This window comes from Paucihalobacter sp. (assembly GCF_036825875.1).
GTDB lineage: Bacteria > Bacteroidota > Bacteroidia > Flavobacteriales > Flavobacteriaceae > Paucihalobacter.
Window position 1 is genome coordinate 12,557 of record NZ_DAISXK010000012.1, and the last position, 16,217, is coordinate 28,773.

A 16,217-nucleotide genomic window follows, 5' to 3' on the forward strand; every position below is an offset into this window, starting at 1 on the left:
CTCGGTTTCCATGACGATCAATGGGCCTGCTGCTACGATGACGGCATTTTTTATTCATTACGGATTACATTTTTTGGGGCCTTTACTCATCGCGTTTTTGTTCTTTCGTTCCCATTGGAAGAAGGCCTATTTTATAATGTTACTAGGAATGCTCATAGATTTAGACCACCTATTGGCAACGCCGATATTTGAAGCCGGGCGCTGTAGCATCAATTTTCATCCGTTGCATAGTTATTACGCCATTGCCGTTTATTTGGTAATGCTTTTATTTAAGCCTTTAAGATTATTAGGCCTTGGTTTGGTGATTCACATCATCGCCGATTCGGTAGATTGCCTAATGATGATGAATTAGTCTTTGCCAGCTTTGAACAGAAATTCCTTTTCCTCAGCACTTAAACTATCGTAACCACTTTTACTGATTTTATCCAAAATGACGTCGATTTGTTTTTGCTTATTAAGAGAATTGAATTCCTTTTTATCAACACCTGCCATATTTTTAGACTTTGATTTATGTACTGTTTTCATACGGCTTGCTTTTTTAGGACTACTTTGAAAATAACTTAATAAATAATCCATAAATTTCTGAAAGCCCAAACCAATATCATTCCCTTTTTGTAATTGTTTGGCATAGATAAAACCTAACAAATAGCCACCAAAATGCGCCACATTGCCACCTTGGTTTGTTCCAGCTAATCCCACTAAATCAAAAAACATGATAACATACATGACGTACAATAATTTTACATTAAAGGTGAAAATTCTAATTTGAGTATAAGGCAAATAAATTACAATAAACACAAGTAATGCTCTAATTCCAGCCGATGCGCCAACCAAAGAACTCGTATTAATTAAATAATTTCGTGGCACCAAATTATAAATCGCCAAAAATGCCAGTCCACCGGAAATAATACCCAGTAAATAAACGTTCAGGACCATTTTCACATTGAGAAGGTTCAGTAATATTCTTGCGAAATAATACAAAAACAACATGTTGAATAACACATGAAACAAGCCACCGTGCAAAAAGCCGTAAGTTAGAATGGACCAAGGTTGCCATAAAAAGTCTGAAAATTGAGACGGCAGCGCAAACCAGTCCTTTAAAAAGCTAATTTTCGCAACACCCAGCAACAAACCAATGATAAAAATGATACCATTAATCACAATAATTTTCTCAAAAACATTGAGTTGGCTGTATTTATATTTTAAATCGTCAAAATTTTTCATTAATTCCATCGAAAATTATCAAATTGATTTTTGCGCCAATACCACATAATCAAAGCACCAACAATAGCACCTCCTACGTGAGCCAAATAAGCCGTATTACTTGGACTAAAAAAGGACTGACCTGAGAATGCCGAAATAATGTCTAATATTATAATCCCAGGAATAAAATATTTAGCTTTTATTGGAATGGGTAAAAATATCAGCATCAATTCAGCATTGGGATTCATAATCCCGAAGGCCGCCAAAACACCCATTAGACAACCAGAAGCTCCAACCATGGATGTGCGATGAACATCGAACAGACTTTGTAATTGACTAAATTGAACTTCATTTATATCGCGAATAACTTTATTCGTAGAAAGCATTTCGTTTATTTCAGATTGAAGTAATCCGGATTGTATCAACTCAGTTTCTATAGGAACGTACTGAAAATAATAATATCCCAATTGAAACAACACGGCACCCAAGCCTGCTGAAATATAAAGAAATATAAATTTTTTCGACCCCAATCGTTGCTCTACGGCCGTACCAAACATCCACAAGGCGAACATATTAAAGGCGATGTGTGCAAAACCACCATGCATAAACATATGGGTGATGATTTGCCATGGCTGAAACAAATTGTTTTCTGGAAAATACAAGGCAAACCATTTGTAAAACAATTCGCCATTGCCTATAGCCATAGTGCCTATAAACATAATAACGTTGATAATCAACAAGTGTTTAACTGTATCTGTAATGCCTAATCTCATTTTAAATAAATTTTCTGTCTATTTTATCGGTACCAATTGTAATAAAAGTTGCCTTATTGGACGGTGATACCGAAGGCTCCTTGCAAGCAAATAAACTATTCACCATATGGTCTTGCTCCGCAATTGTTAAATATTGTCCGCGTTTGACTGCCAAACTCTTTGCCATGGACTTTGCTAATAAATCGGTAGCACTAAAATTCGCCTCTGGCACATCGTTTTCTATATCGCTGATTAGTTGCTCAAAAATAATGGTGATTTCGCTATCGGACACGTTAAAGGGAACGCCTGTTATTTCAAGATATTCACTTTCAAATGAAGCAAATACAAAACCTGCTTGTTCCAATTCGGTTTGTAGTTCTTTTAAAATTTCCATGTCCGATTTTGAAAAGTTCAACTTCAATTGAAATAATAGTTGTTGTGTAACTGCCGTTTTTACGGTCATACTTTTCAACAGCGATTCGTATAAAATTCGTTGATGCGCGCGGTATTGATCTATAATAAGCAAACCCGATTTTAAAGTGCTTACAATATATTTTTGTTGCAACTGAAAAGTGGATTGTTTTTTCTCTTTATGTTGATCGTCAAACAACACCGAATTTTCAGCCTTGCTTTCAAATTCAATATTAGAAAAATTATCATCGTTTGAGTCGGTGGCGGTTTCTACATACAAGCTTTCCCAATGCGGCTGTGGTGATTTCTGAAAGCCTTGCGATTTAAATGACGATTCTTTAAACGGATTGTAGTTTCTATCCACTTGAATTCCTGGCGCAGATGCGGCTTTATCTTTATAATTATAAGGTGTATTTAAGTTTTGATCACTTTCAAAATCCAAAACCGGAGCCACATTAAATTGACCCAAACTATGCTTAACAGCCGAACGAATAATGGCGTAAAGCGTGTGTTCGTCTTCAAACTTAATCTCTGTTTTGGTTGGATGGATATTGATGTCAATAGATTCAGGATTCACCTGCAAGTTTAAAAAATAACTGGGGTGATAGGTATCCTTAATCAATCCGTCAAATGCTGCATTTACAGCATGATTTAAGTACGCACTTTTAATAAAACGATTGTTGACAAAGAAAAACTGCTCTGTTTTAGTTTTTCTGGAATATTCGGGTTTTGCTACAAATCCTGAAATGGTAACAATTTCAGTGGTTTCTTCGACGGGCACCAATTTTTCGTTGGTTTTACTTCCGAATATATTGACGATTCGTTGTCGGTAATTAGTTTTTGGCAAATTAAACAACTCGCCACCATTGTGGTACATTATAAATTCAATAGTAGGATGTGCAAGCGCTACACGATGGAATTCATCAATAATATGACGTAATTCAACTGTATTCGACTTTAAAAAATTTCTACGTGCGGGAATATTAAAAAACAAATTCTTCACCGAAATAGAAGTTCCTTTGGGTGTCACTACAACTTCTTGCGATTTAACCTGACTGCCCTCAATAACGATAGCGGTTCCTAAATCTTGATAATCGGGCTTGGTTTTTAGTTCAACATGGGCAATTGCCGCAATACTAGCCAGTGCTTCTCCGCGGAAACCTTTGGTTTGAAGTTGAAATAAATCTTCAGCTGATTTAATTTTTGAAGTGGCATGACGCTCAAAACTCATTCTGGCATCAGTATCACTCATGCCTTTGCCATCATCAATCACTTGGATCTGGGTTTTTCCTGCGTCTTTTATAATCAGTTTTATGCTTGTTGCATCGGCGTCAATGGCATTCTCAACCAGCTCTTTAACTACCGAAGCTGGTCTTTGAACCACTTCACCTGCAGCTATTTGGTTGGCAACATGATCCGGTAATAATTGAATGATATCTGCCATTAGCGCGCCGTGGTAAATATTGATAAATCAAAATCTATTATGAATAAAAATATCAGCACCAAAATAGCCACAATTATAAGTACACGACGGTTGGCTTGCTTATCAGGATTGGTTTTATAATCGGTTAGGGCATTCACTAATTTTTGTTTAACGCCTTTGTTGCTAGCATCATTCACACGAAATTCATTAAACTTTCGCTTAATTTCATAAGGATTACCTTCGCCTTTGTAGTAACGAGGTTTGTAATCGTATGATTTGTTTTGAAGCGGTTTAAAAAATCTCATAATTGTCTGGTATATTTGATAACACGTACATCAAAATCAGTACCACAAGCAGTAATATTACCAATAAAGTCATTCTTGACAGTTTAAAGGATTTATGTCTGGTATCTTGTCTTTGCCTAAGCCATTTTTCCTCAAAAGGCTCCTTCACCGATTCCTTTTTAATGGATTTATGGCGCGGTTTGTAATGAAATTGCTTCGGTTTTTGTTGTTTAAACACCAATGATGTAATCTGTTTAAGCTTCTTTCAAAAGTACTTAAAATGTTAGGAAATGCTCAAGGATTACTCCTAAAAATTTGTAAACAATGTATCGTAAAGTTTAGGCGTTTGATCGTAAATGCGCCATCCTAACGGCTGCAACAGCTGCTTCAACACCTTTGTTGCCGTGTTTTCCTCCACTTCGGTCGATGGCTTGTTGCTTGGTATCGTCGGTTAAAACACAGAAGATTACTGGTGTTTCGCGATTGACATTCAAATCTTTAATGCCTTGTGAGACTGCGTTGCATACAAAATCGAAATGTTTGGTTTCACCTTGAATAACGCTTCCAATGGCAATTACAGCATTCACCATTTGTTCTTGCATTTTCTTTGCTCCGTAAACCAATTCAAAACTACCCGGAACGTCCCATTTAATAATATTGGTTGGCTGCACTCCCAAATCAATTAAGGTATCAAATGCACCTTTGTATAAGGCAGAAGTGATATCACTATTCCACTCGGCAACTACAATGCCTATACGCAGCTTAGCACCGCTAGCAATGGTTTTTTTATCGTAGCCTGAGAGATTGATTCCATCGGTTGCCATGACCTTCTATTTTATAGTTGCGCTTGGGCTTTACCGATTAATATATCAATGTTTGTTGCTTCAGTAGATTTAGAGAAATCTTTTTTAATACGTTCAAAATATTTGAAGGCTTTGTCATTTTTATTTAATGATAACGCCAACTTTCCTGCCTTAGATAAATACATTGGCGTGGTGAAGTCATTTGTAGAAGCAGAAATTGCTTTCTCATAATATTCTAAAGCATCCTCTGGTTGATTCAATTGTACAAAGGCATCGCCAATAGCACCTTTAGAAATGGCATTCAACATTATATCGTCACTAGAAAACTTACCTAAATATTTCACGGCATTTGGATAGTCTTTTAAATTTAAGTAAGACATTCCAGCGTAATAATTAGCCATATTAGCTGCTGGCGTGCCGCTGTATTCTTCAATGATATCTAACATTCCAAATTTACCTTCGCCGCCATTAAGAGCCATAGTAAACAACGAATCTTTTTCAGCGCCGTTCACCGCTTGATCAAAATATTGTTGCGCTTTGAACATTTCGTTCATAGCTTCTTGCTGCTTAGGTTCGGCTATAAATTTGTTGTATCCTAATACCCCTAAGATTACAACAGCAATAACTGCTACTGCACCAAATATATATTTCTGGTTATTCGCTACCCATTCTTCTGTTTTGGAAGCAGATTCATCTAGGGTATTAAAAACTTCAGCTGTTGTTGAGTTGTCCTCAATGGCTTCATTCTTTTCTTTATCTGTTTTTGGTTTGTAACCTCTTTTCTTATAAGTTGCCATATTTTCTCAATTTATGCGTGGCAAAAATATAATTTTTATTGGTATTTAAAAGCTTATTTATTTGTTATTTTGCAATATGTACAGCTGGATTAAACAGTTGTTGACCTTACTCAAAAAATTGCTGATAAAATTTTAATGGTTTTACAAACGCTATCCCTTTTAAATTATAAGAATTTTGAGAGTCAATCCTTTGATTTCGACAACAAAATAAATTGTTTTGTTGGTGAAAACGGCAAGGGTAAAACCAACGTTTTAGACGCCATTTTTCACTTGGCGATTGGCAAAAGTTACTTCAACCCTATCACCACCCAAAACATCAAACACGACGAAGCCTTTTTTGTAATTGATGGCGTTTTTGAAAAATTAGAGCGCGAAGAGAAAATTGTAGTTTCTTTTAAAAAAGGTCAGAAAAAAATTATCAAACGCAATGGGAAAATCTACGATAAGTTTAGCGACCATATTGGGTTTATTCCGCTGGTTATAATTTCACCGGCCGATAGAGATTTAATTATTGAAGGCAGCGAAACGCGCAGAAAATTTATCGATACCGTAATTTCACAAGGTGATAGAGGTTACCTTCAAAATTTGATAAACTACAATAAAGTATTGGCGCAACGGAACGCTTTACTTAAATATTTTGCACTCAATAATACCTTCAACAAAGAAACTTTAGAAGTTTATAACGAGCAACTTGATAAGTACGGAGCTGAGATTCATACCAAAAGATCCGTTTTTCTGGAGCAATTTATTCCTATTTTCAAAAGCCGTTATAAAGCCATCAGCAACAATAAAGAAACCATCGATATTGCTTATAAAAGTGATTTGTTTGAAGTTGATTTAAAATCTCTTCTTCAACTAAATATAAACAAAGACAAAGCACTTCAATACACCAGTGTTGGTACACATAAAGACGATTTAAATTTTGAAATTGACCAATATCCCATAAAAAAGTTTGGTAGTCAAGGTCAGCAGAAATCTTTTTTAATTGCTTTAAAGCTGGCCGAATTCGATTTTATAAAACAACAAAGCGGTGTATCGCCTATTTTACTGTTGGATGATATTTTTGATAAATTAGATGAAAATCGCGTGGCCCAAATTATTGAATTGGTAAACAACGATAATTTCGGACAGTTGTTTTTAAGTGATACGCATCCCGAAAGAACCGAAATGGCAGTTAAACAAACCCATCAATCTTATAAAATATTTAAGTTATGAGTAGAATTACAACCTTAATAATCGCTTTATTTCTAGTGTCTTGCTCCGATAATCCTGAAAAAATGCTCACGCATCTTAATGGCTATTGGGAAATAAGTAAAGCCGAAATGAATGATGGTATTGAAAAAGATTACAACTTCAATGCATCCATAGATTATATTATGGTAAATGATAGTTTAAAAGGTTTCAGGAAAAAACTCTCGCCAAATTTTGACGGCAGCTTTACCACATCGCAAGACGCCGAAGCCATTGAAGTTAAAATTGAAAACGACAGTTTAAATTTATACTACTCCACGCCCTACGCGAAATGGAAAGAAACTGTTTTAGAAGCGAATGAAACCCATTTGAAGATCGTTAACTTCAAAAAAGATGTGTATCTTTATAAACGTTATGTACCGCTAGATTTGTAAACATGAGTAAAAGACAAAACGACCACTTACCTATTTCGTATATTTTAAAATCGTTTGTTGAAACCAATAAATTGGAACACGGTTTAAACGACGTGCAGGTGCGTGAAGCTTGGGCTGAACTTATGGGATCTGGCGTTAACAATTACACCGACAAAGTTTACCTTCATGGAAGCAAATTGTTTGTGAATTTAAGTTCGAGCGTTCTTCGGGAAGAGCTAAGTTACGGCAAAGACAAAATTTGTAAAATGCTCAACGAACACTTGGGTAAAGCTGTTGTAACCGAAGTGATTCTAAAATAACCTGATAAATGTCGCTTACTTCTAAAATACTAATCTTTCTTTTTATTTTAACTCTTATGTCTCAGAACACCACTATTTTCAATTTTTCAAAAGATACTAAAAAGAATAGTTGGATTGTAGTAAACGATGACGTTATGGGTGGAATTTCAAATAGTACTATAACTGTTAATACAAATGGATATGGTGTTTTTAGAGGAAGTGTTTCCTTAGAAAATAACGGCGGATTTGCTTCTGTACGACATGCAGTAAAAGGCGCCAATCTAACCGCACATTCCAAATTTATCATCAAAATTAAAGGTGACGGAAAAAAATATCAATTTAGATGTAAAGCACGCTCAAATGAGAGACATAGCTACGTTTACGACTTTAAAACCAATGGTGACTGGCAGGAAATTGAAATTCCGTTTTCTGAAATGTATCCGCGTTTTAGAGGCAATAATTTAAATATGTCCAATTACGCAGGCGATGCGCTTTCTGAGGTAGCTTTTTTAATTGGCAACAACAAACCAGAAAACTTTAAATTAGAAATAGATTATATAAACGTGCAGTGATCTTAACCCATTAAATTTTGTTTTATGGCAACAAAAAGATTTCTTTTCATTTTTTCAATGTCGTTTTTATTGGTAACATTAGGTTGTTCTACCACGAAAAATCAGACGGCGAAAGTCAATAAAAACTTTGACGATCAGCAACTCGTCATGATTCTGAATGCCAACAACAATACCCCGATGCGCGTTTTTAAAATCAATAATGTTCAAGATTCTTTACTCTTAAGAAAACAAAGTGAAGATGTGGTTATCATCCCAAACGATACTACCTTAAAACATTTCACCAATAGATTATTTGCTACCGTGCGCGACAGTCTCTCGCTTGGTGTAGGTATCGCGGCTCCTCAAGTGGGTATTTTAAAAAATATTATTTGGGTGCAACGTTTTGATAAAGAAGAATTTCCTTTTGAAGTGTACCTCAACCCGAAAATTATTCAATATTCTCAAAAAAAACAAACCCGCGCCGAAGGTTGTTTGTCTATTCCCAACCGAAGAGAAACGCTGAATTGTAGAGCGTATGCTATTTTGCTCGAATATATCACATTAGAAGGAGAACATCGTACAGAAATGGTCGAAGACTTCACCGCTATTATTTTCCAGCATGAAGTAGATCATCTCAATGGCGTTTTGTACATCGATTTAATGGATGAAGCTTTGAAAATAAATTCAGTTTCAAACTAAAACTTTTAAATTTAATGCCCCAAACTACAATAGTTTCTTTTTTTAAGTACAAAGGCTTTAGGCACCAATGGCAAGCCTTTGTAAGAATGGGTCGTCCGCCATTATTAAATCAAACTATTGAAGGACTTACTTTTTGGAAAGCACTCGGTAGCGGCAGTGGTAACGGATTTTCAATTTGGCCAGATTTCTCAATGTTTGGTTTACTCACGGTATTTAATTCTGAAAAAGAAGCGAGTGCATTTATAAATTCAGACCTTATAAAAAACTACACTGAAACTGCCGAAAAGTTTAGTCATATTTGGATGCATTCCGTTAAGGCACATGGTCAGTGGAGCAAACAGGAGCCTTTTATTTCTTCGGAAAAATTCAACGAAGAAAAACCATTGGCGGTAATTACACGTGCCACTATAAAACCGAAATTGGCTTATAAATTCTGGAAATACGTGCCATCGGTGTCAAAATCTATGGATGGTTACAACGGACTTATTTTCACCAAAGGCATAGGCGAATGGCCTATTTTTATGCAAGCCACGTTTTCACTTTGGGAACAAGGCTCACAAATGATGGATTACGCATACAAAAATCCTAAGCATGCCGAAATGGTTAAAAAAACACGCGAATTGGGCTGGTATTCAGAAGAAATGTTTTCCCGCTTCCACCCTTTCAAAATTGAAGGTGATTTGATTGATTATCGTATTAGGTAGTTTTAACCACTTCAGCATACAAATCAAAATCCTCCGCAGCGGTGATTTTTACAGTAGCAAATTCACCTGTTTTTAAATAAGATTCGGATGCATTTATCAATACTTCGTTATCCACATCTGGCGAATCAAATTCAGTACGACCAACAAAATAATTGCCTTCTTTTCTATCGATAACTACTTTAAAAACCTCACCAATTTTCTGCTGATTTAATTCCCATGAAATTTGTGACTGCAATTCCATGATTTCGTTGGCTCGCTCTTGTTTGACTTCTTCAGGTACGTTATCTTCTAGGTTATAGGCATGTGTGTTTTCCTCGTGACTATAGGTAAAACAACCCAAACGCTCAAATCGCATGTCTTTAACCCACTGTTTTAAAGTTTGAAAATCTTCCTCTGTTTCGCCAGGATATCCAACAATTAAAGTGGTTCTAATCGTCATATTGGGAACTGCTTTTCTAAAGTCGTGCAGTAGTTTGGTAGTTTTTTCTTGGGTGGTACCGCGACGCATACTTTTTAAGATACGATCAGAAATATGCTGCAACGGAATATCAATATAATTACAAACTTTAGTTTCGCGGTGCATCACCTCAAGCACATCCATAGGAAATCCTGTTGGAAAGGCATAATGTAATCGTATCCATTCAATACCTTCAACTTTTACTAAGGCTTCAAGCAATTCGGCTAAATTGCGTTTTTTGTATATATCTAGTCCGTAGTAAGTTAAATCTTGGGCGATTAAAATAAGTTCCTTGACGCCTTTAGCCGCTAAATTTTCTGCTTCCTTCACTACATCTTCAATAGGTGTAGATTTGTGTTTACCGCGCATTAACGGAATGGCACAAAAACTACAAGGTCGGTCGCAGCCTTCAGCAATTTTCAAATAGGCATAGTTTTTAGGTGTTGTGGTAAGACGTTCGCCAATTAATTCATGTTTGTAATCGGCGCCTAAGGCTTTCAACAAAGATGGCAATTCCGTAGTGCCAAAATATTGATCTACATTGGGAATTTCTTTTTGTAAATCGGGTTTATATCTTTCACTTAAACAACCTGTAACAAATACTTTATCAACTTCGCCCGCTTCCTTTTTCTGCATAAATTCTAAAATAGTATTGATGCTTTCTTCTTTGGCATTGTTGATAAAACCGCAAGTATTAATTACTACAATATTACCTTCTTCTTCATGTACAACATCTTTACCACTGGCTTTTAATTGTCCCATCAGCACTTCGCTGTCGTAAACATTTTTACTACAGCCAAGTGTTACAACGTTAATTCTATTCTTTTTTAATGTTTTTGTCCGCATAATTATTTAAATGAAGGCACAAAGATACAACCAATGTTAAACCTTTTATATATTTTTAAGTCTTAATAGAAAATCTGTTATACCATGTCTATCTATTTAAGAATTCTAGCTTTAGTGGCGTTCAGTTTCTTTTCATGCTCATCTACCGACGATAATCCGCCACAAATTATTACCCCAGACGAGGACATTTATTTTCCACCCATTAATTCCGACGTATGGGAGACAAAAACTACAGCGTCTTTAGGCTGGAATGAAAGCGAACTGCAACCACTATTAGATTTTTTAGAAGAAAAGAACAGCAGAAGCTTTATGATTTTACATAACGGCAACATAGTTGTAGAGTCTTACTTTAATGGACACACAGCGACTTTACCTTGGTATTGGGCCAGTGCCGGTAAAACATTAACTACCGCCATTACTGGAATTGCGGAAAGCGAAGGCTTCATCAATATCAATAACAAAGTATCAGATTATTTAGGAGCCAGTTGGACAAGTGCGCCGATTGACAAAGAAAACTTGATTACCTGTAAAAATTTATTATCGATGAATTCTGGTCTAAACGATGCCTTAGGAAGCGATGTTTCTCCTGCAAATCTTCAATATGTAGCAGATGCAGGAACCCGTTGGGCTTATCATAATGTGTATGTGAAACTTCAAGATGTGGTTGCTCAAGCCAGTGGAAACTCGTGGGATAATTATTTCAATATCAAATTGAAAAATAGAATTGGCATGACTGGCGCTTGGATTCCAAATGAAGACTTGAATGTCTATTGGAGCAATACCAGAAGTATGGCCAGATTTGGATTGTTAGTCTATGCTGATGGTAAATGGGGAGACCAACAGATTATTCCCGCAAACTTCCTTAACGATGCTGTAAACACCTCGCAAAACCTAAATCAAGCTTATGGTTATATGTGGTGGCTAAATGGCAAGTCTACTTACAGATTACCACAAGTACAATTTCAGTTTAATGGTTCGCTGGTTCCTAATGCACCGAATGATATGTATTGCGCTTTGGGTAGAGATGACCAAAAAATATACATCGTTCCAAGTAAAAAACTGGTAGTGATTAGGATGGGTAATTCGGCAGACGAGACCAATTTTGCATTGTCTGGATTTGACGATGAGTTGTGGGTACGCATCAATGCGTTTACAGACTAGTTTGAAAAAATTAAATTTATTGATTACTGCATCAGAATATTTAAGAAAAACGAAAACTTCCTTCAAAATTATTTGAAAAGTTTATCTTGTGGCGGTATTTAAATATTTTTGATTTTTTATTTATGAAAGGACAAATTCTACTGCTTCTGCTCACCTTTTCGAGCATCATCTGCTATTCGCAAATTAACTATGAAACAGGATATTTTATTAATAATTCAAACCAAAAAGTAGATTGCCTTATTCGAAACGTTAATTTAAAAATAAATCCAACCGAATTTGAGTTTAAGTTAACGGAAGACGCAGAAATACAAAAAGCGAGCATCCAAACTGTTCAAGAGTTCCATATTTATGGTAAATTTAAATACATCCGAAAGAATGTGATGATTGATCAATCAGAGAAAAGTATTGATAAATTGAGTAGAGAAAGAAAAGCTTTGTTGGAAGAACAAGAAGTTTTTTTAAGAGTTTTAATAGAAGGAAAGGCAAGCTTATATTCATTTGAAAACAGTAAATTCAAAAGATTTTTTTACAGTTTAGATGATTCGAAAATTGAACAATTAATATTTAAAGAATATTTAAATGATGATAGAAAAATCTCTCAAAATAATATGTTCAAACAACAGCTATTGGATGATTTAAAATGCTCAACCATCAAAAAGCAAGATGCTGAAAATGTGAATTACCGAAAAAATGAATTGATCACTTTTTTCGTGAAATACAATGAATGTAATAATACAGAATTCACAAATTTTGAAGAAAAACAAAAAAGAGACTTATTCAACTTAAATTTTCGTCCCGGCATAAATAGTGCAACTCTTTCAATAGAGAATAACAGTTCAAGTTCTAACGCTGTTGATTTTAATGACAAAATTGGTTTTAGATTTGGTATAGAAGTTGAATTTATTTTGCCAATTTATAACAACAAATGGGCTTTCACAATTGAGCCAACTTATCAATATTTTAAAACTAAAGAAACGATTACCTCATCAATTGCAACTCGAAATTTCGAAGTCGATTATAAGTCTTTAGAAGTGCCGATTGGAATAAGACATTACATTTTTTTAAATAAAAATTCTAAACTTTTTATAAACGGTGCATTTGTTTTTGATTTGAGCAGTAATTCGTCTATAAATGAGCTTATAATTGGTAATAGCTCAAATTTTGCATTTGGATTAGGCCTTAAACAAAATGATAAATATAGCATAGAGTTAAGGTATCAACCCAACAGAAATATATTAACTGATTATGTGTTTTGGAGTTCGAATTACACTACTGCCAGTGTAATATTCGGCTATACTTTGTTTTGAAAATAAAAACCTTCTCAATTAGATTATTTATAATTTTTAGGCGATTCTCGTTTCTTACTTGCTTGTTCATAGCTATAAGCCCAAGTTAAAAGCTGTTTTTCTTGTTTCGGCTGGGCAATAAAAGTGAGTCCTTTTGGAGCGCCATTTTCAGCGTATCCCATAGGCACTGTTAAAGCGGGATACTCGGCTACTGCAGCAAAACCCGCATGGTAGTTGTTAATTGAAAGAAGTCCATCCAGTTTAAATTCTTTAATTGGTTCATCAAAAAATCTGCGACCGTTGGTTTTAAGGGTGTCTTTGATACGTCTTAAAAATTGAGCATTGCCTTTATCTTCTGAAATTCCTCTAAATAATGCCTGACCATAAGGCATAACATTCACTGAGTCTTGAATATTAAAGGCTATTACGTCGTCTATGTTTGAGATTTTAACAGATGGATTGGCATGATTGGCCATGTACGATGGGAAATTTTTTTTCATATCGAGATTTAACAATCTTATAAAATGAGGTAAACTGACGTCAATCTCGTCCACCTGAACAATGATTGCTCCTTTACTTTCCAATGCTGAAATTGCATCTTTATATAGCGGATCTTCTAACAAAGGCTTAAAGGCACCAAATTTTTTACCTTCGAGCGAATTATCCTTTTTGATATTAGTATAAAAATGTTTTGATTGAAACTGAACATTCATAGATTTTTTATCGGCACGATCAAAACCATACATAGCATCAAGTAAAATAGCTATATCGATTACAGATCTGCCAATTGGCCCAGCCGTATCTAAGGTTTCAGAAATAGGAATGATTCCACTTCTGCTAATAAGACCAATGGTCGGTTTAATGCCTACAACCGAATTCTGACTAGCGGGAGATAAAATAGAACCAGCAGTTTCTGAACCAACAGCCGCAGCGCAAAAATTTGCCGCAACAGCTACCGCACTTCCAGAGCTAGAACCACCCGTGTCGAATATTTTTCTTCCGTAAGGATTAAGCGTTTGACCACCTAAGGCGCTATATCCACTTGGGCAATTTCCGCAGAAAAAGTAAGCCCATTCGCTCAAATTAGCTTTGCCTAAAATAAGTCCGCCTTGATTTTTAATTTGTTTTATCACAAAAGCATCTGAAGTTCTGTTATCCTTTAAAGCAACAGAGCCAGCGGTTGTTGGCATACCTATGGTATTAATATTATCCTTTAACAAAATAGGCATACCGTATATAAGATGCGCATTTTTATTATTTTTTATTGCTTCATCTTTAGCCTTAGCTTCAGTAATTATATTAGGATTAAGGGAGATTACTGAATTGAGTGACAAATCGTTTTCTCTGTCAGTAGCGCGAATACGGTATAAGTAAAATTTTGTGAGTTGTTCGTAACTCAATTTGCCAGATTTAACATGGCTCTGTAAGGTTGGGATATCTTGATCTAACACCAAACTTTTTAAACGATTATAATCGTCCTCAGTGAAATCACTCATAGAGGCATTCAAAGACGTCCAAATGTCTAATCGTGATACAAACCTCGAATCTAACACCTCAAATTCACGGAACTCTTTGGTGGCGATGGCACTTAAATCAGAACTAGATTCTTGAGCTGATGGTGTTTCATTGCTGTCGGTGACTTTAGAAGTTTCTTTGCAAGACCAACTTAGCAATAGACCTAAAACCAAAAAGATTCTGAAATTATAAAAACATTTCAGAATCTTTTGTTCAATTAGTTTAAAAAAAAGATTGTAAAAATGCTTGGCAGGGGATGCTATCATATTTAAGTTTTTTCTAAAAATAACAAAAAACACGTTACGAACAACAGAAAATCGTTGAGCGGTAAACAGAAAAAACCAAATATAAGATGACAGTTTATTTGAAAAATGAATCAACAAATTCAAATTTATTAAAAACCTGAAGATGTTCAATACCCTCACCTACGCCAATATATTTAACTGGGATTTGAAACTGATCGCTAATACCAATAACAACACCACCTTTAGCTGTACCATCTAATTTTGTAACGGCCAAAGAAGTAACTTCTGTTGCTGCGGTAAATTGTTTTGCCTGTTCAAAAGCGTTCTGTCCTGTTGATCCATCCAAAACCAGCATCACCTCGTGTGGTGCATCGGTAACTACTTTTTGCATGACCCGTTTAACTTTGGTAAGTTCGTTCATTAAGTTTACTTTATTGTGTAATCTTCCAGCCGTATCTATGATCACGACATCGGCATTTTGATTCACAGCACTTTGAAGCGTATCAAAAGCCACAGAAGCAGGATCACTACCCATTGTTTGTTTTACAATTGGCACATCTACCCTATCAGCCCAAACTTGCAACTGATCGATAGCGGCGGCTCTAAAAGTATCAGCAGCACCTAGTACAACCTTTAAACCTTGCTTTTTAAACTGATAAGCCAATTTACCGATGGTGGTAGTTTTACCAACACCATTTACACCAACCACCATAATTACATAAGGTTTTTGGTCACTTGGTACTCCAAACTCGGTAGCCTCGCCACTATTTGTTTCAGAAAGTAAAGCCGCTATTTCTTCTCTTAAAATTTGATTGAGTTCGTTCGTCCCTAAGTATTTATCTTTGGCAACTCTGGCTTCAATTCTTTCAATGATTTTTAGTGTTGTGTTGACACCTACATCGCTACTTACTAAAACTTCTTCTAAATTGTCTAAAACATCATCATCAACTTTTGACTTACCAGCAACTGCTTTGTTTAATTTTGAAAAAAACGAAGATTTTGTTTTTTCCAGACCTTGGTCTAAATGTTCCTTTTTATCGGAAGAAAATATTTTTTTAAAGAAACTCATTGTTGTTTATTTTTCAATGGAATGTCAAAAATTGAACCATGACTGCAACCTGCAAAAATGACATATATAAAGTCAAAACTACGTATTTTTTTCGGTTTCAATTCTTAA

19 protein-coding genes are annotated in these 16,217 nt (G+C 35.3%); 9 read left to right on the forward strand and 10 right to left on the reverse strand.

What is annotated here, in order from left to right:
* Nucleotides 1-352: DUF6122 family protein (locus V7Z48_RS05315; RefSeq protein ID WP_334112362.1), on the forward strand; the 352-nt coding region annotated here is incomplete at its 5' end.
* Here the strand turns inward: V7Z48_RS05315 and V7Z48_RS05320 are convergent.
* The 7 genes from V7Z48_RS05320 to V7Z48_RS05350 form a co-directional block, all read right to left on the reverse strand.
* Complete coding sequence (locus tag V7Z48_RS05320) at nucleotides 349-1,224, reverse strand: rhomboid family intramembrane serine protease (protein ID WP_334112363.1); 876 nt, start codon at nucleotides 1,222-1,224, stop codon at nucleotides 349-351. The two genes, V7Z48_RS05315 and V7Z48_RS05320, sit on opposite strands and share 4 nt — an antisense overlap.
* Entirely contained in the window at nucleotides 1,224-1,976 is a 753-nt protein-coding gene (locus V7Z48_RS05325) for a rhomboid family intramembrane serine protease (protein WP_334112364.1), read from the reverse strand. The genes V7Z48_RS05320 and V7Z48_RS05325 overlap by 1 nt, the downstream gene beginning before the upstream one ends.
* 1 nt (nucleotide 1,977) lies before the next feature.
* Complete coding sequence (mutL, locus tag V7Z48_RS05330; RefSeq protein ID WP_334112365.1) at nucleotides 1,978-3,810, reverse strand: DNA mismatch repair endonuclease MutL; 1,833 nt, start codon at nucleotides 3,808-3,810, stop codon at nucleotides 1,978-1,980.
* Complete coding sequence (locus V7Z48_RS05335) at nucleotides 3,810-4,094, reverse strand: riboflavin synthase subunit beta (RefSeq protein ID WP_334112366.1); 285 nt, start codon at nucleotides 4,092-4,094, stop codon at nucleotides 3,810-3,812. The genes mutL and V7Z48_RS05335 overlap by 1 nt, the downstream gene beginning before the upstream one ends.
* The gene (locus V7Z48_RS05340) at nucleotides 4,081-4,311 is read right to left on the reverse strand and encodes a hypothetical protein (RefSeq protein ID WP_334112367.1); all 231 of its coding nucleotides are present in this window, start codon (nucleotides 4,309-4,311) and stop codon (nucleotides 4,081-4,083) included. Before V7Z48_RS05340 ends, V7Z48_RS05335 begins: the two co-directional genes overlap by 14 nt.
* Nucleotides 4,312-4,411: 100 nt before the next feature.
* On the reverse strand, nucleotides 4,412-4,897 hold the full coding sequence (gene ribH, locus V7Z48_RS05345; RefSeq protein WP_334112368.1) for a 6,7-dimethyl-8-ribityllumazine synthase: 486 nt from the start codon (nucleotides 4,895-4,897) through the stop codon (nucleotides 4,412-4,414).
* Between the two features lie 11 nt (nucleotides 4,898-4,908).
* On the reverse strand, nucleotides 4,909-5,673 hold the full coding sequence (locus V7Z48_RS05350; protein ID WP_334112369.1) for a tetratricopeptide repeat protein: 765 nt from the start codon (nucleotides 5,671-5,673) through the stop codon (nucleotides 4,909-4,911).
* Between the two features lie 135 nt (nucleotides 5,674-5,808).
* Here V7Z48_RS05350 and recF point away from each other — a divergent pair, with 135 nt between their 5' ends.
* The 6 genes from recF to V7Z48_RS05380 are packed head-to-tail and all read left to right on the forward strand — an operon-like array spanning nucleotide 5,809 to nucleotide 9,530.
* Nucleotides 5,809-6,888, forward strand: a complete 1,080-nt coding sequence (recF, locus tag V7Z48_RS05355) for a DNA replication/repair protein RecF (RefSeq protein WP_334112370.1) — start codon at nucleotides 5,809-5,811, stop codon at nucleotides 6,886-6,888.
* Nucleotides 6,885-7,298, forward strand: a complete 414-nt coding sequence (locus tag V7Z48_RS05360) for a lipocalin family protein (RefSeq protein WP_334112371.1) — start codon at nucleotides 6,885-6,887, stop codon at nucleotides 7,296-7,298. Before recF ends, V7Z48_RS05360 begins: the two co-directional genes overlap by 4 nt.
* 2 nt (nucleotides 7,299-7,300) lie before the next feature.
* Nucleotides 7,301-7,597, forward strand: coding sequence for a DUF721 domain-containing protein (locus V7Z48_RS05365; protein WP_334112372.1), 297 nt, complete (start codon nucleotides 7,301-7,303; stop codon nucleotides 7,595-7,597).
* Between the two features lie 56 nt (nucleotides 7,598-7,653).
* Nucleotides 7,654-8,148: a CIA30 family protein gene (locus tag V7Z48_RS05370; RefSeq protein WP_334112373.1), complete on the forward strand. Its 495-nt coding sequence runs from the start codon at nucleotides 7,654-7,656 to the stop codon at nucleotides 8,146-8,148.
* A gap of 24 nt (nucleotides 8,149-8,172) precedes the next feature.
* A complete protein-coding gene (gene def / locus V7Z48_RS05375; protein WP_334112374.1) occupies nucleotides 8,173-8,826 on the forward strand; it encodes a peptide deformylase in 654 nt (217 codons plus the stop codon).
* Between the two features lie 14 nt (nucleotides 8,827-8,840).
* A complete protein-coding gene (locus V7Z48_RS05380) occupies nucleotides 8,841-9,530 on the forward strand; it encodes a hypothetical protein (protein ID WP_334112375.1) in 690 nt (229 codons plus the stop codon).
* Here the strand turns inward: V7Z48_RS05380 and rimO are convergent.
* On the reverse strand, nucleotides 9,523-10,833 hold the full coding sequence (gene rimO, locus V7Z48_RS05385; RefSeq protein ID WP_334112376.1) for a 30S ribosomal protein S12 methylthiotransferase RimO: 1,311 nt from the start codon (nucleotides 10,831-10,833) through the stop codon (nucleotides 9,523-9,525). The genes V7Z48_RS05380 and rimO overlap by 8 nt on opposite strands.
* 84 nt (nucleotides 10,834-10,917) lie before the next feature.
* Here rimO and V7Z48_RS05390 point away from each other — a divergent pair, with 84 nt between their 5' ends.
* Nucleotides 10,918-11,994 (forward strand): serine hydrolase domain-containing protein, encoded by a 1,077-nt coding sequence (locus V7Z48_RS05390; protein WP_334112377.1) that lies wholly within the window; start codon nucleotides 10,918-10,920, stop codon nucleotides 11,992-11,994.
* Nucleotides 11,995-12,116: 122 nt separating this feature from the next.
* Nucleotides 12,117-13,301, forward strand: a complete 1,185-nt coding sequence (locus V7Z48_RS05395; protein ID WP_334112378.1) for a tRNA modification GTPase — start codon at nucleotides 12,117-12,119, stop codon at nucleotides 13,299-13,301.
* 23 nt (nucleotides 13,302-13,324) lie between these two features.
* On the opposite strand, the gene V7Z48_RS05400 is transcribed toward V7Z48_RS05395, so the two are convergent.
* On the reverse strand, nucleotides 13,325-15,061 hold the full coding sequence (locus V7Z48_RS05400; protein WP_334112379.1) for an amidase family protein: 1,737 nt from the start codon (nucleotides 15,059-15,061) through the stop codon (nucleotides 13,325-13,327).
* Nucleotides 15,062-15,155: 94 nt separating this feature from the next.
* The gene (gene ftsY, locus V7Z48_RS05405; protein ID WP_334112380.1) at nucleotides 15,156-16,109 is read right to left on the reverse strand and encodes a signal recognition particle-docking protein FtsY; all 954 of its coding nucleotides are present in this window, start codon (nucleotides 16,107-16,109) and stop codon (nucleotides 15,156-15,158) included.
* Between the last annotated feature and the right edge of the window lie 108 nt (nucleotides 16,110-16,217).